Here is a 17854-nt window from a genome sequence, read left to right as displayed (position 1 = left end):
GAGGGCCGCTCAATAGACGGAGCGGCCGACCGGCGCGCGCGCGGGCGCGCGCAGGGCGCCGTCGGCGCCGATCTCGACGATCGGGCAGGAATAGGGATGCGAGGGCTCGAAGGCGGGCGCCTCCTCGCCGGCGCGGTGGACGGCGACGCAGGCGAGAAGCGCGCCGCTGGTCAGCAAGCCGGCGGCGTCGAGCTCGGACATGACCGCGCGCGGCGCGACGAGGCGGACCGGGCCGATGGCGTCGAGCGTGGCGAGGAAAGCGGCGCCGTCGAAGGGCGCGAGGAAATGCAGCGCCGCGCCGGAGAGCAGCGCGGCGAGCGGTCCCGCGACGAGCCCGCCGATCGACCCCGGCGAGACCAGCGACAGCAGCGGCGCCGAGCCATTGACATGCGCTTTGGCGATGAGGCCGAGGCTGGCGGAAATGAGCCCCGCCTGCTCGTAGAAATGCGGCGCGCCATATTGGTCGAGCGCGCCGAGCAGCACTTTCTTGGCGGGCGCGGCGCGCGTCGCCGCAAGAGAATCATTCTCGCTGTGCGAGCGCGGGCCGAAATCGACGGCGCCGTCTATGGTTCCGTCGAGTGAGCCGATGAGCCTTATCGAAGGCGCTTGCGAGGCGACGCCGAAGACCAGCTCCTCGAGGCTCTCGCCGCCGATCGAGGCCGGCGCGATGAGCGCCGCGGCGGCGACGGCGCGCGCGCCCGCCGCCAGCGCGCCGATCGAGAGTCCGAGCGGCGCTGCGACGGGCTCGAGGCCGGCGGAGATGATTCCGATGAGCGCGACCAGCGTCGCCATATTCGGCGCGGCGAAGAGCATGATGCGCTCGCCGGGCTGAAAATCGAAGCTGCGCAGATCGGCGCGAAAGGCGGCGACGCGCCGGTCGAATTCGGCGTGGTCGATCTCCGCGCCGCTCGCGGCGTCGGCGGCGGCGAGACGCGCGGGGCGCAGCCGCGCCGCGCCGGCGATCAGCGCGTCGAGACCGAACATGGTCAGCGGATGCGCGCGCGTGAGCGTGCGGCCGGAATTGTCGGCGAGAGTCACGGCTCCGTCCTCCACCATGTCTCGAGCGTGGCGCCAAACAAGGGAGAGTAGCGGGGCAATTTCGACGGCCTCGCGATTTTCGTCGAATGAGCGATCCATTGCGTCGAAGAGTGATAGAGCGGCACGATGTAGAAACCGGATAGCAGCGCGCGGTCGTAGGCGCGCACGGCGGCGACGAAATCCTCGCGCCCGCGGGCGGACAGCAGCGCTCTTATGAGAGCGTCTATCGCCGCAGAGGAGGCTCCGGCGAGATTATAGGAGCCTTCTTGCGCGGCGCTTGCGGAGCCCCAGCGCATCCGCTGCTCGTTTCCAGGCGCGGCCGAGGCGGTCCAGGTCCCGAACATCATGTCGAAATCGAATTTTTGCCGGCGCCGCTGATATTGCACCTCGTCCACGAGGCGCACGCTCGCCGCGACGCCGATACGCTGCAGCGAGGCGGCGAAGAACAGCGCCAGCCGCTCCTGATCGCGATTGGCGACCATGATCTCGAAGGAGAGCGGATCGCCGTTCTTCGCAAGCCGATTGTCGACGAGCCTGTAGCCGGCCTCGCCGAGCAGCTCCAGCGCGCGGCGGGCGGGCTCGCGATCACGGCCGGTGCCGTCATGGACGGGCGGGCGCCAGCGTCCTTCCAGAATGTCCTCGCGCACCGCGCCGGGGAAGGGGGCGAGCAGCGCGCGCTCCGCCTCGCTGGCCGGGCGGCCCGTGGAGGCGAGCTCCGATTCGTCGAAGAAGCTCTTGGTGCGCGTGTAGAGGCCGGAATAGAGATTGGCGTTGATCCATTCGAAATCGAACATCAGGCCCAGCGCCTCGCGCAGCCGCGCGTCCTGGAACATGGGCCGCCGCGTGTTGAAGACGAAGCCCTCCATGCCCTTGGGGCCGGGGCTCGGCAGCGTCTCCACGGCGACGCGCCCGTCGCGCACGGCCGGGAAGTCGTAGCCGCTCGCCCAGCGCGTGGTGCTCGACTCCTCGCGATAATCGACGACGCCGGCCTTGAAGGCCTCGAACAGCGAATTGGCGTCGCGGAAATAATTGACGTCGATCTGATCGAAATTATAGAGCCCGCGCTGCATGGGGATATCCTTGCCCCAGTAGTTCGGGTCGCGCTTCAGCACGAGCCGTGCGCCAGGCTCGACATCCTCGACCATATAGGGGCCGGAGCCGATCGGCGGCTTCAAAGTCGCATCTGTGAAATGCTCGACATCTGTGGCGTGCTTGGGCAGCACGGGTAGAAAGCCGAGGATCAACGGCAGCTCGCGATCATCGGCGCCGGTGAGATCGAAGCCGATCGTCTGCGCGTCCGGCGTCTCGACGCGCTTCACCAGCCCATAGGCGCTGCGCTGCTGCGGACGGCCCTTGGCCTTCAGCAGCTCGAAGGAGAAGCGCACATCCGCCGAGGTGAGCGGCGCGCCATCGGAGAAGCGGGCGCGCGGATCGAGACGAAAGGTCACATGCTCGCGCGAATCATCGACCTCGATCGAGCGCGCGAGCACGCCATAGACGGTGAAGGGCTCGTCGAGCGAGCGCGCCATCAGCCGCTGAATGACATTGCCCTCGAGACCCTGCGCGGTGGAGCCGGCCTTGAGGTTGAAGGGATTGAGGCTGTCGAAGGCGCCCTGCAGGCCGATTCGCAGCCGTCCGCCCGGCTTGGCCTGCGGATCGGCATAGGGAAGATGGTCGAAATCGGGCGGCAGAGCCGGCTCGCCATGCATTGCGAGGCCATGGCTCTCGGCCGCAAAGGCCATTGCGCCTTGCGCCCCTGCGAAGAACAAGGGGAAAAGCGTAGCGAGAACTGCGGCGCGAATCGCTCGAATCGTCATGGGCAGACCATATTTCAGGGCGGGCGGACCGGGACAAGACGTCTCCGACGAACTCGGGATAATCACATATGTTCTTGGAAATACGAGGGCTGCACAGGCTTGGGCGTTCCGTTTTCGCGTTTCCCGAGCTTTCGCTCGAGCTGCGATGCGCCCGCTGGAATTCGGCGCGTCGATTTTGTATGAGGCTAGCCGTCTACCTTTCGCCCCGTCCCAGGGCGAAGACCGAGGACGGGGAGGTAAGAGGCTCTTTCCTCGCGGCGAATGACGCCCCGTGCGCCCACTCGATCGTGCACTACTCGAAAGGACGACTTATGCCAATTCAATTTCCGCGGATCTTCGCTGCGGTTCTGACGGGGGCCCTCCTCGTTACGGCGGGCGTGGCGCAGGCTCAGCAAAAGCCGCCGGCTCACAAGCCCGCCGCTCCGGCTCCGGCTCCGGCCCCTGCGCCCGCTCCGGCGCAGCAGCCGGCTCAGCAACAGCAGCAGCCTCAGGGGCCGATCAAGGCCGATCTCGTCCCCGTGCAGCCGGAATGGACCAAGGTCTGCGGCGCGGACCAGCAGTCGAAGAAGGAAATCTGCTACACGACGCGCGATTTCGGCGCTCAGGCCGACCAGCCGTTGCTGGCGCTCGCGGTCTATGACCCCAAGGGCGACGATTCCAAGATCATCCGTCTGCTGCTGCCGCCGGGCCTGCTGCTGAAGCCGGGCTTCCGCTTCGCCGTCGGCGCCGGCGCGCTCGAGGCCGGCGAGTTCGAAATCTGCTTCCCCAATGGCTGCTTCGCGCAGGCCAAGGTCAAGACGGCGCTCATCGACCAGATGAAGAAGGCCGACAAAATGACCATAGTGGTCAAGAACCAGGTCAATAATGAAGTGACCTTCCTTCTGCCGCTGTCGGGCTTCGGCAAGTCCTATGACGGCCCGCCCGTCGATCCGAAGGTGCTCGAGGAGCAGCAGAAGAAGCTGCAGGAAGAGCTGCAGAAGAAAGCCGACGAAGAGCGCAAGAAGCTCGAGAGCCAGCAGAAGCCGGCCGCGCCCGCCGGGAAGTGACATATGCGGACACCGGCGTTTCGATCTCCCGATGGGGCGAGCGCCGGGGTTCGTCCTCCTCGGACAATTTGCGAGGAGCGAGCGACGAGACGATCCAGGGGCCGCCTCGCGGCTCTGGATCGCTCTGCTCGCAATGACGGAGCTGGATCGAATTCGTCGTCATTCCCGCGGGCGGAGCCGATCGGGAGTCGTCTCTCTCAGTGCCGCTTGACCGATTTCACGCGATAATAGCCGTCGGGCGCCCGCTCGAATGTCTCCTCGACCTGCGGATGCCGCACCGGATCGCCGGAGTTGTCGGGAATGAGATTCTGCTCCGAGACATAGGCGACATATTCCGTCTCCGAATTCTCGGCGAACAAATGATAGAAGGGCTGGTCCTTGCGCGGCCGGACTTCCTCCGGAATGGACAGCCACCATTCTTCGGTATTGGCGAATTCCGGGTCGACGTCGTAGATCACGCCGCGAAACGGATAGCGGCGATGCTTGACGACCTGCCCGATCGCGAATTTGGCGCTACATTCTCTCGTCATAGGATCGACGCCGTTGTTACGCTTCACACCGTTCGAAACGGTAGCGCAGCGCCGCGGCTCGCGTCAACGGCGGAACGCGCGGGCGGCGAACCGCCCGCGCGAGGAGATCAGAAGCCGTAGATCGCCGCGAATTCCGGATCATTGGCGGCGACCTGGCGAGCGAGGTCGACGACGACCTTGCATTGCTTCCAGGTGGCGTCGTCCTGCATTCGGCCGTCGATCATCACCGCGCCGGCGCCATCCGGCATCGATTCGAGAACGCGCAGGGCGAAGGCCACTTCCACGGGATCTGGTGAGAAGACGCGCTTGGCGATGGCGATCTGCGTCGGATGCAGCGACCAGGCGCCCGCGCAGCCGAGCAGGAAGGCGTTGCGGAACTGCGACTCGCAGGCCGGCGAATCCGAGAAATCGCCGAAGGGGCCGTAAAAGGCCTTGATGCCCGCCGAGGCGCAGGCGTCGACCATTTTCGCGATGGTGTAATGCCACAAATCCTGCTGATAGGCGGCGCGCAGGCCCTGGCCCGGATCGGCGTCGGCGAGCACGCGATAGTCCGGATGGCCGCCGCCGACGCGCGTCGTCTTCATCGCGCGCGAGGCCGCGAGATCGGCCGGGCCGAGGCTTATGCCATGCATACGCGGGCTCGCCGCGGCGATGGCGTCGACATTCTTCACGCCCTCGGCGGTCTCCAGAATGGCGTGAATGAGAATGGGTTTGGTCACGCCATTGCGCGCTTCGAGCTGGGCGAGCAGCTGATCGAGATAATGAATGTCCCAGGGGCCCTCCACCTTGGGCAGCATCACCACGTCGAGCTTATTGCCGACGGCCGCCACGATCTCGATGAGATCGTCGAGAATCCAGGGCGAGTTCAGCGAATTGATGCGGGTCCAAAGGCCCGTGGAGCCGAAATCCGTGGACTTGGCCATTTCGATGAAGCCTTTGCGCGCCGCCTCCTTGGCGTCGGCGGGAATGGCGTCCTCGAGATTGCCGAGCACCACGTCCACTTGGCGGGCGAGCTCCGGCACTTTGGCGCGCAGCTTCTCCAAATGCGGCGGAACGAAATGGATCATCCGCTCGACCTTGACCGGAAGCTCGCGCAGCGGCGCCGGCGCGCCGATCGCGAGCGGACGGTAGAATTGATTGGGAAGTTTCATCGTGCGGCTCTTTCTCGTATGGGAGTGGCCGCAGCGATAGCCGGTCTTTTCGGTCGAGGGAATAGGGGGCGCGTCGCGCATGGTCCGATCTCGCGAGGGGAGGCGGATGGCGAGGCTTTCGCCTTAATTTCATTGAATGCTAATTTTCTTCTACATGACACAATCTGCGCTTGACGCGGCGATGGAGCGCCATTAGGTTCCGCCCACTTTCGACAGGCCGTAAGTTCATGTCGTCGCAAGCGCCGCGCTCGCGATCCTTCGAACTTATACGCTGTCGGCCTCACCTGAGACTGCCACGCAGTTGGTAATCATGAGGCGCGCGAGCGTCTCCCAGGAAGGCACGATCCCGGAAACGGGGTCCTCTGCATGAGGAGCGCCTTGGGCCGAAGGGCCGAGGGCGCTCGGCTCGCTTGCGTTCTCGCGAACGTCTGCGGGCGAACGATTATTCGCCAATTCGCCGGGCGCACGAACACATGCGCCTGATCTGGAGCGAAGGAACTGGAATGCCGACGATCAGCCAGTTGATCCGCAAGCCGCGGCAACCGAAGACCTACCGCGAGAAGTCCCGCCATCTCGGGGCCTGCCCCCAGAAGCGCGGCGTCTGCACGCGCGTCTATACGACGACGCCGAAGAAGCCGAACTCGGCTCTCCGCAAGGTCGCCAAGGTGCGCCTGACCAATGGCTTCGAGGTCATCGGCTACATCCCCGGCGAAGGCCATAACCTCCAAGAGCACTCGGTGGTCATGATCCGCGGCGGCCGCGTGAAGGACCTTCCCGGCGTGCGCTATCACATTCTGCGCGGCGTGCTCGACACGCAGGGCGTCAAGGACCGCAAGCAGCGCCGTTCGAAATACGGCGCGAAGCGTCCGAAGTAAGGAGCGAGACAGATGTCGCGTCGCCATCGCGCCGAGAAGCGGGAAATCATCGAGGACGCCAAGTTCGGCGATTCCGTCGTCACCAAGTTCATGAACTCGATCATGTACGACGGCAAGAAGTCGGTCGCCGAGGCGATCGTCTACGGAGCCTTCGACATCATCGAGGCCAAGGCCAAGAGCGATCCTCTGCAGGTGTTCAAATCGGCGCTCGAGAATGTCGCGCCGGCGATCGAGGTTCGTTCGCGGCGCGTCGGCGGCGCCACCTATCAGGTGCCGGTCGAGGTTCGCAACGAGCGCCGTCAGGCGCTGGCGATCCGCTGGATCATCACGGCGGCGCGCGCCCGCAACGACAAGACGATGGTCGATCGTCTTTCGGCGGAGCTGCTCGACGCCTCCAACAACCGCGGCAATGCGGTGAAGAAGCGCGAGGACACGCACCGCATGGCGGAAGCGAACCGCGCCTTCTCGCACTATCGCTGGTAACCCTTTTCGTCGCCCTCTGATCGAGGACATCTCAAATGCCCCGTAGCCATCCCATCGAAGACTATCGCAACTTCGGCATCATGGCCCACATCGACGCGGGCAAGACGACGACGACCGAGCGTATTCTGTACTACTCCGGCAAGAGCCATAAGATCGGCGAGGTGCATGAAGGCGCCGCGACGATGGATTGGATGGAGCAGGAGCAGGAGCGCGGCATCACCATCACCTCGGCCGCGACGACGACCTTCTGGAACGGCAAGCGCCTGAACATCATCGACACGCCCGGCCACGTCGACTTCACCATCGAGGTGGAGCGCTCGCTGCGCGTGCTCGACGGCGCCGTCTGCGTTCTCGACGGCAATCAGGGCGTCGAGCCGCAGACCGAGACGGTGTGGCGTCAGGCCGACAAATATGCGGTTCCGCGCGTCGTCTTCGTCAATAAGATGGACAAGATCGGCGCCGATTTCTATCGCTGCGTCGACGATATCGTCACCAAGGTCGGCGGCAAGCCGGTCTGCTTGCAGCTGCCGATCGGCGCCGAGAATAATTTCAAGGGCGTTGTCGATCTCGTCCGCATGAAGGCGGTGGTCTGGGACGACGAGGGTCTCGGCGCGAAATATCATGACGAGGATATCCCGGCCGATCTCGTCGAGAAGGCGAAAGAGTATCGCACCACGCTGATCGAGGCGGCGGTCGAGCTCGACGACGACGCCATGGCCGCCTATCTCGACGGCCAGGAGCCGAGCGAGGAGACGCTGAAGAAGCTCGTCCGCAAGGCTGTTCGTTATACCGCCTTCCATCCGGTGTTCTGCGGCTCGGCCTTCAAGAACAAGGGCGTGCAGCCTCTGCTCGACGCGGTCGTCGACTATCTGCCGTCGCCCGTCGATCGCGAGGCGATCAAGGGCGTCGACATGAACACCGGCGACGAGCTCGTGCGCAATCCGTCCGACAGCGAGCCTTTCTCCATGCTCGCCTTCAAGATCATGGACGATCCTTTCGTCGGCACGATCACCTTCTGCCGCGTCTATTCCGGCAAGATCGAGTCGGGCACGACCGTGCTCAACTCGACCAAGGACAAGAAAGAGCGCGTCGGCCGCATGTTGCTGATGCACGCCAATAATCGCGAGGATATCAAGGAAGCCTATGCGGGCGACATCGTCGCTCTCGCCGGCCTCAAGGAGACCCGCACCGGCGACACGCTCTGCGACACTCTGAAGCCTGCGATTCTGGAGCGCATGGAGTTCCCGGAGCCGGTCATCGAGATCGCCATCGAGCCGAAGTCCAAGGCCGATCAGGAGAAGCTCGGCATCGCGCTCCAGAAGCTCGCCGCCGAGGATCCGTCCTTCCGCGTCTCGACCGATCAGGAGAGCGGCCAGACCATTCTGAAGGGAATGGGCGAGCTGCATCTCGACATCAAGGTCGATATTCTGAAGCGCACCTATAAGGTCGACGCTAATATCGGCGCCCCGCAGGTCGCCTATCGCGAGCGGCTGACGAAGCGCGTCGAGATCGACTACACGCATAAGAAGCAGACCGGCGGCACCGGCCAGTTCGCCCGTGTCATCATCATTTTCGAGCCGAACGAGCCCGGCGCCGGCAATGCCTTCGAGTCGAAGATCGTCGGCGGCTCGGTGCCGAAGGAATATATCCCCGGCGTCGAGAAGGGCATCAACAGCGTGATGGGATCCGGCATTCTCGCGGGCTTCCCCGTCGTCGACGTCAAGGCGACTCTGATCGACGGCGGCTTCCACGACGTCGACTCGTCGGTGCTGGCCTTCGAAATCGCTTCGCGCGCCGCCTTCCGCGACGCGCTGCAGAAGGGCGGCTCGGTGCTGCTCGAGCCGATCATGAAGGTCGAGGTGGTGACGCCCGAGGAATATACGGGCTCGGTCATCGGCGACATCAACTCGCGGCGCGGGCAGATCCAGGGTCAGGACATGCGCGGCAATGCGGTCGTCGTCGATGCGATGGTGCCGCTCGCCAATATGTTCGGCTATGTCAATCAGCTGCGTTCCTTCACCCAGGGACGCGCGAACTACACGATGCAATTCGATCACTACGACCAGGTCCCCGAGGCGGAGTCGAAGAAGGTTCAGGCCAAATACGCCTGATCGTCTCAACGTCGCGGAATCAGTCTTCTCTAAGGAGTGTGGCCATGGCCAAGGAAAAATTCTCACGCACGAAGCCGCATTGCAACATCGGCACGATCGGTCACGTGGACCATGGCAAGACGTCGCTGACGGCGGCGATCACCAAGGTTCTGGCCGAGACGGGCGGCGCGACCTTCACGGCCTATGACCAGATCGACAAGGCCCCGGAAGAGCGCGCCCGCGGCATCACCATCTCGACGGCGCACGTCGAGTATGAGACCGCCAATCGCCATTACGCCCATGTCGACTGCCCCGGCCACGCCGATTATGTGAAGAACATGATCACCGGCGCCGCGCAGATGGACGGCGCCATCCTCGTCGTCTCCGCCGCCGACGGCCCGATGCCGCAGACCCGCGAGCACATCCTGCTCGCCCGCCAGGTCGGCGTGCCGGCGCTCGTCGTGTTCCTGAACAAGGTCGACATGGTCGACGATCCGGAGCTGCTCGAGCTCGTCGAGCTCGAGGTTCGCGAACTGCTGTCGAAATACGAGTTCCCCGGCGACGATATTCCGATCACCAAGGGCTCGGCCCTGGCGGCGCTCGAGAACAAGACCCCCGAGATCGGCCATGACGCGATCCTGAAGCTGATGCAGACTGTCGACGAATACATCCCGCAGCCGGAGCGCCCGAAGGATCAGCCCTTCCTGATGCCGGTCGAGGACGTGTTCTCGATCTCGGGCCGCGGCACGGTGGTGACGGGCCGCGTCGAGCGCGGCATTGTCAAGGTCGGCGAGGAAGTCGAGATCGTCGGCATTCGCCCGACGGTGAAGACGACTGTGACCGGCGTCGAAATGTTCCGCAAGCTGCTCGATCAGGGCGAGGCGGGCGACAATATCGGCGCGCTGCTGCGCGGCACCAAGCGCGAGGACGTGGAGCGCGGTCAGGTTCTGTCGAAGCCCGGCTCGGTGAAGCCGCACACCAAGTTCAAGGCGGAAGCCTATATTCTGACGAAGGAAGAGGGTGGCCGTCATACGCCGTTCTTCACCAACTATCGTCCGCAGTTCTACTTCCGCACGACGGATGTGACCGGCATTGTGACGCTGCCCGAGGGCGTCGAGATGGTGATGCCGGGCGATAATGTGGCGATGGAGGTGAACCTCATCGTTCCGATCGCCATGGAGGAGAAGCTGCGCTTCGCCATCCGCGAAGGCGGCCGCACCGTCGGCGCCGGCGTCGTCGCCTCGATCATCGAATAAGGAATTTGGACCGCGGGGCGTCTCGCCTCGCATTCGTAGAAACGGCCTGCGAGCCTTCACGGCTCGCGGCCCAGAGCGCGCCGCGGCTCGCGGTCCAAGAGGAAGACGCTGATGAACGGACAGAATATCCGGATTCGCCTCAAGGCGTTCGATCACCGGATTCTCGATACGTCGACGAAAGAGATCGTCTCCACCGCCAAGCGCACGGGCGCTCAGGTGCGCGGTCCGATCCCGCTGCCGACCAAGATCGAGAAGTTCACGGTGAACCGCTCGCCGCACATCGACAAGAAATCGCGTGAGCAGTTCGAGATCAGGACTCACAAGCGCGTGCTCGATATCGTCGATCCGACCCCGCAAACCGTGGACGCGCTGATGAAGCTCGACCTCGCCGCCGGCGTCGACGTCGAAATCAAGCTCTAAAGAACAGAAATGAACCGGGCGCCTCTCGCCAGTAGAGCGATGCGCCTTTCGAAGGAAGAGATCATGCGGTCTGGCGTCATCGCGCAAAAGGTCGGAATGACCCGCGTCTTCACCGAAGCGGGCGAGCATGTGCCGGTCACGGTGCTGAAGCTCGACGGCTGCCAAGTCGTCGCCCATCGGACCATGGAGCAGAACGGCTACACCGCCGTGCAGCTCGGCATCGGCCGCGCCAAGGTGAAGAACGTCTCCAAGGCCGAGCGCGGCCGCTTCGCCGTCGCCAAGGTCGAGCCGAAGCTCAAGCTCGCCGAGTTTCGCGTCGCGGAGACGGAGCTGCTTCCCGTCGGCGCCGAGATCACGGCCGATCATTTCGTCGTCGGCCAATTCGTCGACGTGACCGGCACGACGATCGGCAAGGGTTTCGCCGGCCCGATGAAGCGTTGGAACTTCGGCGGTCTGCGCGCCACCCACGGCGTGTCGGTGTCGCATCGCTCGCATGGTTCGACCGGCGGTCGTCAGGACCCCGGCAAGACCTTCAAGAACAAGAAAATGGCCGGCCATATGGGCGTCGACCGCGTGACCACGCAGAATTTGCGGGTCGTGCAGACCGATGTCGAGCGCGGCCTGCTGCTGGTCGAGGGCTCCGTGCCCGGACATGCCGGCGGCTGGATTTTTGTGCGCGACGCGGTGAAGCGGGCGCTGCCGGCCGAGGCGCCGCAGCCCGGCAAATATCGTCTGGCGGAAGCTCCCGCCGCGCAAGAAGACAAGAAGGAGGACTGAGCCGTGGTGCAGATCAGCGTCACGTCGTACGACGGCCAGGAAGCCGGCTCGATCGAGCTGGCGGACGAGATTTTCGGGCTCGAACCGCGCCAGGATCTCATCTTCCGCATGATCCGCTGGCAGCTCGCCAAGCGGCGCGCCGGCACCCATGCGGTGAAGAACCGCGCCGACATCGCCCGCACCGGCAAGAAGCTGCACAAGCAGAAGGGCACGGGCGGCGCTCGTCACGGATCGCGGCGCGCGCCGCAATTCATCGGCGGCGGCCGCGCCTTCGGTCCGGTGGTGCGCAGTCATGAGCACGATCTGCCCAAGAAGGTGCGCGTCCTCGCTCTGAAGCACGCGCTCTCAGCCAAGGCCAAGGATGGGGCGATCGTCATTTGGGAGAACGCCGATCTGGCCGAGCCCCGGACGAAGCTGTTGAAAGCCGGTTTCGACAAGACCGGGCTCTCGAGCGCGCTCATCATCGACGGCGCCGAGCCGCAGGTGAATTTCGCGCTGGCGGCTCGCAATCTGCCGCGGATCGACGTGCTGCCGGTCCAGGGCGTCAACGTCTACGACATTCTGCGCCGTGAGAAGCTCGTGCTCACCCGCGCCGCGGTCGATGCGCTGGAGGCGCGCCTGAAATGAGCAAGGATGTGCGCCATTACGACGTGATCGTCTCCCCGGTCATCACCGAGAAGGCGACGATCGCTTCGGAGCAGAACAAAGTGGTCTTCAATGTCGCCAAGACCGCCACCAAGCCGCAGATCAAGGCGGCGGTGGAAGGCTTGTTCGACGTGAAGGTCGAGGCCGTCAACACGCTGCTGCGCAAGGGCAAGCTGCGCGCCTTCAAGGGCGTGCGCGGCCGCCAGTCGGATGTGAAGAAGGCGGTCGTCACGCTGGCCGAAGGCCATAAGATCGACGTGACGACGGGACTCTAAAGGCAGGCTCGAGGACAAAACCATGGCGCTGAAGACATTCAAGCCGGTCACGCCGAGCCTTCGCCAGCTCGTCATCGTCGACCGTAGCGGTCTCCACAAGGGCAAGCCCGTCAAAACCCTGACCGAGGGCAAGACGTCCAAGGGCGGCCGCAACAATAACGGCCGCGTGACCGTGCGCTTCCGCGGCGGCGGCCACAAGCAGGCCTATCGCCTCGTCGACTTCAAGCGTCGCAAGCTCGATGTCGTCGGCAAGGTGGAGCGGATCGAATATGATCCGAACCGCACGGCCTTCATCGCGCTCATCCGTTATGCGGATGACGAGCTGTCCTACATTCTCGCGCCGCAGCGTCTTGCGGTCGGCGACGAGGTGGTGTCGGGCGCCCAGGTCGACGTGAAGCCCGGCAACGCCATGCCGATCGGCAATATCCCGGTCGGCACGATCGTCCACAATGTCGAGATCAAGATCGGCAAGGGTGGCGCGATCGCGCGCTCGGCGGGCAATTACGCGCAGATCGTCGGCCGCGATCAGGGCTATGTGATCCTTCGCCTGAACTCGGGCGAGCAGCGCCTCGTTCATGGTCAGTGCTTCGCGACCATCGGCGCGGTGTCGAATCCGGATCACATGAACATCTCGCTCGGCAAGGCGGGTCGTTCGCGCTGGCTCGGCCGTCGCCCGCACAATCGCGGCGTCACCATGAACCCGGTCGACCATCCGCACGGCGGCGGCGAAGGCCGCACCTCGGGCGGCCGTCATCCGGTCACGCCCTGGGGCAAGCCGACCAAGGGCAAGAAGACCCGCACGAACAAGAAGACCGACAAATTCATCGTGTCCTCGCGGCACGCCAAGAAGAAGAAGGGCTGATCCATGGCTCGCTCTATCTGGAAAGGCCCGTTCGTCGACGGCTATCTGCTGAAGAAGGCGGAGACCGCGCGCGCCTCGGGACGCAACGACATCATCAAGATCTGGAGCCGCCGCTCCACCATTCTGCCGCAGTTCGTGGGTCTCACCTTCGGCGTGCACAATGGCCACAAGCATGTGCCCGTGTCGGTCAGCGAAGACATGATCGGGCACAAGTTCGGCGAATTCTCTCCGACGCGCACCTTCCATGGTCATGCGGCGGACAAGAAGTCGAAGAGGGGCTGACGAACATGTCCAAGCCGAGCAATCCGCGCGCGCTGGCCGACAATGAGGCGAAAGCCGTCGCCAACACGCTGCGCGTCTCCCCGCAGAAGCTCAATCTTCTGGCGCAGCTCATCCGCGGCAAGAAGGTCGATCGCGCTCTCGCCGATCTCGAATTCTCGCGTAAGCGCATCGCTCACGAGGTCAAGAAGACCCTGGAGAGCGCCATCGCCAACGCCGAGAACAATCACGGTCTCGACGTCGACGATCTGATCGTCGCGCAGGCCTTCGTCGGCAAGTCGCTGGTGATGCGGCGCTTCGCGGCGCGCGCCCGTGGCCGCTCGAGCCGCATCGAGAAGCCGTTCGCGAATCTGACGATCATCGTCCGCGAAGTCGAAACGCCGGCGAAAGCCTAAAGGGAGCCAACGATGGGTCAGAAGGTCAATCCGATCGGGCTGCGCCTCGGCGTCAACCGCACCTGGGATTCGCGCTGGTTCGCGAGCAAGGGCGAATACGCCAAGCTGCTGCACGAGGATCTCGCCATTCGCGCCGCGGTGACGAAAAATCTCAAGCAGGCTGCGGTGTCGCGCATCATCATCGAACGCCCGCACAAGAAGTGCCGCGTGACCATCCACTCGGCTCGTCCGGGCGTGGTCATCGGCAAGAAGGGCGCGGATATCGACAAGATCCGCAAGCTGGTCGGCAAGCTCACCGGCAGCGAAGTGGTGATCAACATCGTCGAGGTGCGCAAGCCCGAGGTCGAGGCGACGCTGGTCGCCGATTCGATCGCGCAGCAGCTCGAGCGCCGCGTCGCCTTCCGCCGCGCGATGAAGCGCGCCGTGCAGTCGGCGATTCGCCTCGGAGCGCAGGGCATTCGCATCAATTGCTCGGGCCGTCTCGGCGGCGCGGAGATCGCGCGCCTGGAATGGTATCGCGAGGGCCGCGTGCCGCTGCATACGCTGCGCGCCGACGTCGACTATGGCGTCGCCACCGCGCATACGGCTTACGGCGCTTGCGGCATCAAGGTCTGGATCTTCAAGGGCGAGATCCTCGAGCATGATCCGATGGCGCAGGACAAGCGTCTGGCCGAGCAGGCCGCCGGCGGCGGTGAGCGCGAACATCATGGCGAGCGTCGCCGTCGCGAGCCGCGCGAGCCGCGCGACGCGGCCTAATTTCGAGAGTTCGACATCATGTTGCAACCCAAACGCACCAGGTTCCGCAAGGCCTTCAAAGGCCGCATTCACGGAAACGCCAAGGGCGGCTTTTCGCTGAATTTCGGGCAGTTCGGCCTCAAGGCTCTCGAGCCGGAGCGCATCACCGCGCGCCAGATCGAGGCGGCCCGCCGCGCCATGACGCGCCATATGAAGCGCGCCGGCCGCGTCTGGATCCGCATCTTCCCCGATGTGCCGGTCTCCAAAAAGCCGACCGAAGTGCGCATGGGTAAGGGCAAGGGCGCGCCGGAACTCTGGGCCGTGCGCGTCGCCCCGGGCCGCATCATGTTCGAGGTCGACGGCGTCTCCGGCGAGCTCGCGCGTGAGGCGCTGACGCTCGCCGCTGCGAAGCTGCCGATCAAGACGCGCTTCATCGAACGCATCGCCGAGTGAGGATTGCGACCATGAGCACGAACAAGCAACGCGTCTCCGATCTTCGCGCGCTCTCTCTCGATCTGCTGGACGAGGAAGTGCTGAAGCTGAAGAAAGAGCAGTTCAATCTGCGCTTTCAGCGCGCGACGGGACAGCTCGAGAACACGGCGCGCGTGCGCGTCGTTCGCCGCGACATCGCCCGCGCCAAATCCATCGCCGCGCAGAAGCGCGCTGAACAACAGAGTTGAGAGAGCGCCAATGCCGAAGCGAATTCTTCAGGGCGTCGTCGTCAGCGACAAGCAGAACAAGACGGTGGTCGTGAAGGTGGAGCGCCGCTTCACCCATCCGCTGTTCAAGAAGACCGTTCGTCGCACGAAAAATTATCATGCGCATGACGAAGCGCAGACTTTCAAGGTCGGCGACGAGGTCACGATCGAGGAGACGGCTCCGATTTCGCGGCTGAAGCGCTGGCGAGTGGTCGAAGCCGCCGACAAGGCCTGAGGCCACAAGAGACGAGACGAGTGGAATGGTTTTCTCGGACGAAGTCGGGGAACCGAAACCAGACCGAGACGAAAGGCGGGTTGAGCCATGATACAGATGCAGACAAATCTCGATGTCGCCGATAATTCTGGCGCCCGCCGCGTCATGTGCATCAAGGTGCTGGGCGGCTCCAAGCGCAAATACGCCGGGGTCGGCGACATTATCGTCGTCTCGATCAAAGAGGCGATTCCTCGCGGTCGCGTGAAAAAGGGCGACGTGCTCAAGGCGGTCGTCGTGCGCACGGCCAAGGACATCAAGCGCGCCGACGGCTCGGTGATCCGCTTCGATTCCAACGCAGCGGTTCTGATCAACAATCAGAAGGAGCCGATCGGCACGCGCATCTTCGGACCCGTGCCGCGCGAGCTGCGCGCCAAGAACCATATGAAGATCATCTCGCTCGCGCCGGAGGTGCTGTAATGGCCGCGAAAATCAAGAAAGGCGACAAGGTCGTCGTTCTCACCGGCCGCGACAAGGGCCGCTCGGGTCAGGTGATTCAGGTGCTGCCGACCGAAGGTCGCGCCGTTGTCGAGGGCGTCAATCTCGTCAAGCGCCATCAACGTCAGACGCGCACGCAGGAAGCGGGCATCGTCACCAAGCCGGCGGCGCTCGACCTCTCCAACATCGCGATCGCCGATCCCAAGGACGGCAAGCCGACGCGCGTCGGTTTCAAGACTCTCGATGACGGCCGCAAGGTCCGCATCGCCAAGCGTTCCGGAGAACAGATCGATGGCTGAGGAAAAGAAGCCGAAAGCCGCCAAGGCTCCGAAGGCGGAAGGCGAGGCCAAGAAGGCCGGCAAGTCGAAATCCGCTCCCTCCGCGGCGTCGCATGACGGCGAGGGACGTTCCGCCGGACCGAAGACGCTTCCCGAGGGACCCTATGAGGTCCGGCTGAAAAAGCACTATGAGGAAGTGGTTCGCGCCAAGCTCATGGAAGAGTTCGGCTATAAGAACGCTTTCGAGGTGCCGGCGATCGAGAAGATCGTGCTGAACATGGGCGTCGGCGAGGCGGTCAACGACAGCAAGAAGGTGACGGCCGCGGCCGGCGACCTCGCGCTGATCGCCGGCCAGAAGCCGGTGGTGACGCGCGCCCGCAAGGCGATCTCGACCTTCAAGGTCCGCGAGAACATGCCGATCGGCGCCAAGGTCACGCTGCGCAAGACGCGCATGTATGAATTTCTGGACCGCCTGATCACGATCGCGCTGCCGCGCGTTCGCGACTTCCGTGGCCTCAATCCCAAGTCCTTCGACGGACGCGGCTCCTACGCCCTCGGCATCAAGGAGCATATCGTGTTTCCCGAGATCGACTATGACAAGGCCGAGTCGATCCTCGGCATGGACGTCATCGTCGTGACGACGGCGAAGACGGACGACGAGGCGCGCGCGCTCCTGCGCGCGTTCAATTTCCCGTTCCGGCAGTGAGACGATAAGTCTCAAACGCGGAAACCGAAGGCATAGAAAATGGCCAAGAAGAGTTCGATCGAGACCAACAAGCGCAGGGCGAAGCTCGCCAAGGCCTATGCCGGCCGCCGCGAGCGGCTGAAGGCGAAGGCGAATGACGAGGCGTTGACGGCGGAAGAGCGGTTCGAGGCGCGCCTCAAGCTCGCCGAGCTGCCGCGCAATTCCGCGGCGATTCGCATTCGCAATCGCTGCGAGGTTTCGGGACGTCCGCGCGCTTTCTATCGCAAGCTGAAGCTGTCGCGCGTGGCTCTGCGCGAGCTCGGCTCGCGCGGCCTCATCCCCGGTCTCGTGAAGTCCAGCTGGTAAGGGAGAGAGCGAATGTCGATCAGCGATCCGTTGGGCGATCTGCTCACCCGTATCCGCAATGCGCAGATGCGCCGCAAGGACAAGGTCCAGACGCCGGGCTCGCGCCTGCGCGGCCATGTTCTCGACGTGCTGAAGGAAGAAGGCTACATCCGCGGCTACACGACCACGGATTTCGGCAATGGCCGCACCGAGTTCGAGATCGAGCTGAAATATTTCGACGGCGAGCCGGTCATCAAGACGATCGAGCGCGTCTCGCGTCCGGGCCGCCGGGTCTATGCGGGCGTCGATAAGACGCCGCGCGTGGCCAATGGCCTCGGCATCACCATCGTGTCGACGCCCAAGGGCGTCATGGCCGATCACAAGGCCCGCGAGAACAATGTCGGCGGCGAGGTGCTTGCCAAGGTCTTCTGACCGAGGCTCGCAGGAATTGGGATAGGACTTCAA

Annotated in this window: 25 protein-coding genes; 21 read left to right on the top strand and 4 right to left on the bottom strand. The window is 64.3% G+C overall.

Annotated elements, in window-relative coordinates; genetic code table 11:
• Nucleotides 1–9 precede the first annotated feature (9 nt).
• Nucleotides 10–1038 carry an AMP-dependent synthetase gene (locus KP010_RS10715; RefSeq protein WP_246659791.1) on the bottom strand — a complete coding sequence of 343 codons (1029 nt, stop codon included), beginning with the start codon at nt 1036–1038 and terminating at the stop codon, nt 10–12.
• Nucleotides 1035–2855 carry an extracellular solute-binding protein gene (locus KP010_RS10710; protein WP_142862429.1) on the bottom strand — a complete coding sequence of 607 codons (1821 nt, stop codon included), beginning with the start codon at nt 2853–2855 and terminating at the stop codon, nt 1035–1037. Before KP010_RS10710 ends, KP010_RS10715 begins: the two co-directional genes overlap by 4 nt.
• A 311-nt stretch (nt 2856–3166) precedes the next feature.
• Between KP010_RS10710 and KP010_RS10705 the strand changes: the two genes are divergently transcribed.
• Nucleotides 3167–3901: an invasion associated locus B family protein gene (locus KP010_RS10705; RefSeq protein ID WP_142862430.1), complete on the top strand. Its 735-nt coding sequence runs from the start codon at nt 3167–3169 to the stop codon at nt 3899–3901.
• Between the two features lie 197 nt (nt 3902–4098).
• Here KP010_RS10705 and hspQ read toward each other — a convergent pair whose 3' ends face one another.
• Nucleotides 4099–4431, bottom strand: coding sequence for a heat shock protein HspQ (gene hspQ, locus KP010_RS10700; protein ID WP_108918355.1), 333 nt, complete (start codon nt 4429–4431; stop codon nt 4099–4101).
• Between the two features lie 107 nt (nt 4432–4538).
• On the bottom strand, nt 4539–5582 hold the full coding sequence (locus KP010_RS10695) for a CoA ester lyase (RefSeq protein WP_142862446.1): 1044 nt from the start codon (nt 5580–5582) through the stop codon (nt 4539–4541).
• 503 nt (nt 5583–6085) lie between these two features.
• Between KP010_RS10695 and rpsL the strand changes: the two genes are divergently transcribed.
• The 20 genes from rpsL (at nt 6086) to rpsH (ending at nt 17821) form a co-directional block, all read left to right on the top strand.
• Entirely contained in the window at nt 6086–6457 is a 372-nt protein-coding gene (gene rpsL, locus KP010_RS10690; RefSeq protein WP_003610013.1) for a 30S ribosomal protein S12, read from the top strand.
• A 12-nt stretch (nt 6458–6469) separates the two neighbouring features.
• Nucleotides 6470–6940 carry a 30S ribosomal protein S7 gene (rpsG, locus tag KP010_RS10685; protein ID WP_018266642.1) on the top strand — a complete coding sequence of 157 codons (471 nt, stop codon included), beginning with the start codon at nt 6470–6472 and terminating at the stop codon, nt 6938–6940.
• 35 nt (nt 6941–6975) lie between these two features.
• Nucleotides 6976–9051 carry an elongation factor G gene (gene fusA / locus KP010_RS10680; RefSeq protein ID WP_142862431.1) on the top strand — a complete coding sequence of 692 codons (2076 nt, stop codon included), beginning with the start codon at nt 6976–6978 and terminating at the stop codon, nt 9049–9051.
• A 44-nt stretch (nt 9052–9095) separates the two neighbouring features.
• Nucleotides 9096–10286, top strand: a complete 1191-nt coding sequence (gene tuf, locus KP010_RS10675; protein WP_018265311.1) for an elongation factor Tu — start codon at nt 9096–9098, stop codon at nt 10284–10286.
• Between the two features lie 111 nt (nt 10287–10397).
• Entirely contained in the window at nt 10398–10706 is a 309-nt protein-coding gene (gene rpsJ, locus KP010_RS10670) for a 30S ribosomal protein S10 (RefSeq protein WP_003613511.1), read from the top strand.
• Between the two features lie 63 nt (nt 10707–10769).
• Nucleotides 10770–11483: a 50S ribosomal protein L3 gene (rplC, locus tag KP010_RS10665; protein ID WP_108918366.1), complete on the top strand. Its 714-nt coding sequence runs from the start codon at nt 10770–10772 to the stop codon at nt 11481–11483.
• Nucleotides 11484–11489: 6 nt separating this feature from the next.
• Nucleotides 11490–12110 carry a 50S ribosomal protein L4 gene (gene rplD / locus KP010_RS10660; RefSeq protein WP_108918365.1) on the top strand — a complete coding sequence of 207 codons (621 nt, stop codon included), beginning with the start codon at nt 11490–11492 and terminating at the stop codon, nt 12108–12110.
• Nucleotides 12107–12403 carry a 50S ribosomal protein L23 gene (locus tag KP010_RS10655; RefSeq protein WP_024881009.1) on the top strand — a complete coding sequence of 99 codons (297 nt, stop codon included), beginning with the start codon at nt 12107–12109 and terminating at the stop codon, nt 12401–12403. The genes rplD and KP010_RS10655 overlap by 4 nt, the downstream gene beginning before the upstream one ends.
• 22 nt (nt 12404–12425) lie before the next feature.
• A complete protein-coding gene (rplB, locus tag KP010_RS10650) occupies nt 12426–13265 on the top strand; it encodes a 50S ribosomal protein L2 (RefSeq protein ID WP_142862432.1) in 840 nt (279 codons plus the stop codon).
• Nucleotides 13266–13268: 3 nt separating this feature from the next.
• Complete coding sequence (gene rpsS, locus KP010_RS10645; protein WP_142862433.1) at nt 13269–13547, top strand: 30S ribosomal protein S19; 279 nt, start codon at nt 13269–13271, stop codon at nt 13545–13547.
• 5 nt (nt 13548–13552) lie between these two features.
• A complete protein-coding gene (gene rplV, locus KP010_RS10640; RefSeq protein WP_018266635.1) occupies nt 13553–13939 on the top strand; it encodes a 50S ribosomal protein L22 in 387 nt (128 codons plus the stop codon).
• Nucleotides 13940–13951: 12 nt separating this feature from the next.
• Complete coding sequence (gene rpsC / locus KP010_RS10635) at nt 13952–14695, top strand: 30S ribosomal protein S3 (RefSeq protein ID WP_108918352.1); 744 nt, start codon at nt 13952–13954, stop codon at nt 14693–14695.
• An 18-nt stretch (nt 14696–14713) separates the two neighbouring features.
• A complete protein-coding gene (rplP, locus tag KP010_RS10630) occupies nt 14714–15127 on the top strand; it encodes a 50S ribosomal protein L16 (RefSeq protein WP_018266633.1) in 414 nt (137 codons plus the stop codon).
• 11 nt (nt 15128–15138) lie between these two features.
• Nucleotides 15139–15354, top strand: coding sequence for a 50S ribosomal protein L29 (rpmC, locus tag KP010_RS10625; RefSeq protein WP_108918351.1), 216 nt, complete (start codon nt 15139–15141; stop codon nt 15352–15354).
• A gap of 10 nt (nt 15355–15364) precedes the next feature.
• The gene (gene rpsQ / locus KP010_RS10620) at nt 15365–15607 is read left to right on the top strand and encodes a 30S ribosomal protein S17 (RefSeq protein ID WP_018266631.1); all 243 of its coding nucleotides are present in this window, start codon (nt 15365–15367) and stop codon (nt 15605–15607) included.
• A gap of 87 nt (nt 15608–15694) precedes the next feature.
• Nucleotides 15695–16063, top strand: a complete 369-nt coding sequence (gene rplN / locus KP010_RS10615; RefSeq protein WP_018266630.1) for a 50S ribosomal protein L14 — start codon at nt 15695–15697, stop codon at nt 16061–16063.
• Nucleotides 16063–16380, top strand: a complete 318-nt coding sequence (gene rplX, locus KP010_RS10610; protein WP_108918350.1) for a 50S ribosomal protein L24 — start codon at nt 16063–16065, stop codon at nt 16378–16380. The genes rplN and rplX overlap by 1 nt, the downstream gene beginning before the upstream one ends.
• Complete coding sequence (gene rplE, locus KP010_RS10605; protein ID WP_108918349.1) at nt 16373–17065, top strand: 50S ribosomal protein L5; 693 nt, start codon at nt 16373–16375, stop codon at nt 17063–17065. The genes rplX and rplE overlap by 8 nt, the downstream gene beginning before the upstream one ends.
• Nucleotides 17066–17104: 39 nt before the next feature.
• The gene (gene rpsN, locus KP010_RS10600) at nt 17105–17410 is read left to right on the top strand and encodes a 30S ribosomal protein S14 (protein ID WP_003613528.1); all 306 of its coding nucleotides are present in this window, start codon (nt 17105–17107) and stop codon (nt 17408–17410) included.
• A 12-nt stretch (nt 17411–17422) separates the two neighbouring features.
• Entirely contained in the window at nt 17423–17821 is a 399-nt protein-coding gene (gene rpsH, locus KP010_RS10595; RefSeq protein WP_018266626.1) for a 30S ribosomal protein S8, read from the top strand.
• Nucleotides 17822–17854: the final 33 nt, after the last annotated feature.

This window comes from Methylosinus sp. KRF6, assembly GCF_018887255.1.
In the GTDB taxonomy this organism is placed as follows: Bacteria; Pseudomonadota; Alphaproteobacteria; order Rhizobiales; family Beijerinckiaceae; genus Methylosinus; species Methylosinus sporium.
Note: the sequence above shows the minus strand (reverse complement) of the source record. Positions and strands in the feature narration are given on the sequence as shown.

Excerpts from the sequence above, each read along its gene's own strand:
- rpsJ (WP_003613511.1), top strand. The coding sequence starts at position 10,398 with ATGAACGGACAGAATATCCGGATTCGCCTCAAGGCGTTCGATCACCGG.
- rpmC (WP_108918351.1), top strand. The coding sequence starts at position 15,139 with ATGAGCACGAACAAGCAACGCGTCTCCGATCTTCGCGCGCTCTCTCTC.
- rplX (WP_108918350.1), top strand. The coding sequence starts at position 16,063 with ATGGCCGCGAAAATCAAGAAAGGCGACAAGGTCGTCGTTCTCACCGGC.
- rpsQ (WP_018266631.1), top strand. The coding sequence starts at position 15,365 with ATGCCGAAGCGAATTCTTCAGGGCGTCGTCGTCAGCGACAAGCAGAAC.
- rpsL (WP_003610013.1), top strand. The coding sequence starts at position 6,086 with ATGCCGACGATCAGCCAGTTGATCCGCAAGCCGCGGCAACCGAAGACC.
- rpsN (WP_003613528.1), top strand. The coding sequence starts at position 17,105 with ATGGCCAAGAAGAGTTCGATCGAGACCAACAAGCGCAGGGCGAAGCTC.
- KP010_RS10695 (WP_142862446.1), bottom strand. The coding sequence starts at position 5,582 with ATGAAACTTCCCAATCAATTCTACCGTCCGCTCGCGATCGGCGCGCCG.
- KP010_RS10705 (WP_142862430.1), top strand. The coding sequence starts at position 3,167 with ATGCCAATTCAATTTCCGCGGATCTTCGCTGCGGTTCTGACGGGGGCC.
- rpsS (WP_142862433.1), top strand. The coding sequence starts at position 13,269 with ATGGCTCGCTCTATCTGGAAAGGCCCGTTCGTCGACGGCTATCTGCTG.
- hspQ (WP_108918355.1), bottom strand. The coding sequence starts at position 4,431 with ATGACGAGAGAATGTAGCGCCAAATTCGCGATCGGGCAGGTCGTCAAG.
- rpsG (WP_018266642.1), top strand. The coding sequence starts at position 6,470 with ATGTCGCGTCGCCATCGCGCCGAGAAGCGGGAAATCATCGAGGACGCC.
- rplE (WP_108918349.1), top strand. The coding sequence starts at position 16,373 with ATGGCTGAGGAAAAGAAGCCGAAAGCCGCCAAGGCTCCGAAGGCGGAA.
- rplN (WP_018266630.1), top strand. The coding sequence starts at position 15,695 with ATGATACAGATGCAGACAAATCTCGATGTCGCCGATAATTCTGGCGCC.
- KP010_RS10655 (WP_024881009.1), top strand. The coding sequence starts at position 12,107 with ATGAGCAAGGATGTGCGCCATTACGACGTGATCGTCTCCCCGGTCATC.
- tuf (WP_018265311.1), top strand. The coding sequence starts at position 9,096 with ATGGCCAAGGAAAAATTCTCACGCACGAAGCCGCATTGCAACATCGGC.
- rplC (WP_108918366.1), top strand. The coding sequence starts at position 10,770 with ATGCGGTCTGGCGTCATCGCGCAAAAGGTCGGAATGACCCGCGTCTTC.
- rpsC (WP_108918352.1), top strand. The coding sequence starts at position 13,952 with ATGGGTCAGAAGGTCAATCCGATCGGGCTGCGCCTCGGCGTCAACCGC.
- rpsH (WP_018266626.1), top strand. The coding sequence starts at position 17,423 with ATGTCGATCAGCGATCCGTTGGGCGATCTGCTCACCCGTATCCGCAAT.
- fusA (WP_142862431.1), top strand. The coding sequence starts at position 6,976 with ATGCCCCGTAGCCATCCCATCGAAGACTATCGCAACTTCGGCATCATG.
- rplP (WP_018266633.1), top strand. The coding sequence starts at position 14,714 with ATGTTGCAACCCAAACGCACCAGGTTCCGCAAGGCCTTCAAAGGCCGC.
- KP010_RS10710 (WP_142862429.1), bottom strand. The coding sequence starts at position 2,855 with ATGACGATTCGAGCGATTCGCGCCGCAGTTCTCGCTACGCTTTTCCCC.
- rplV (WP_018266635.1), top strand. The coding sequence starts at position 13,553 with ATGTCCAAGCCGAGCAATCCGCGCGCGCTGGCCGACAATGAGGCGAAA.
- rplB (WP_142862432.1), top strand. The coding sequence starts at position 12,426 with ATGGCGCTGAAGACATTCAAGCCGGTCACGCCGAGCCTTCGCCAGCTC.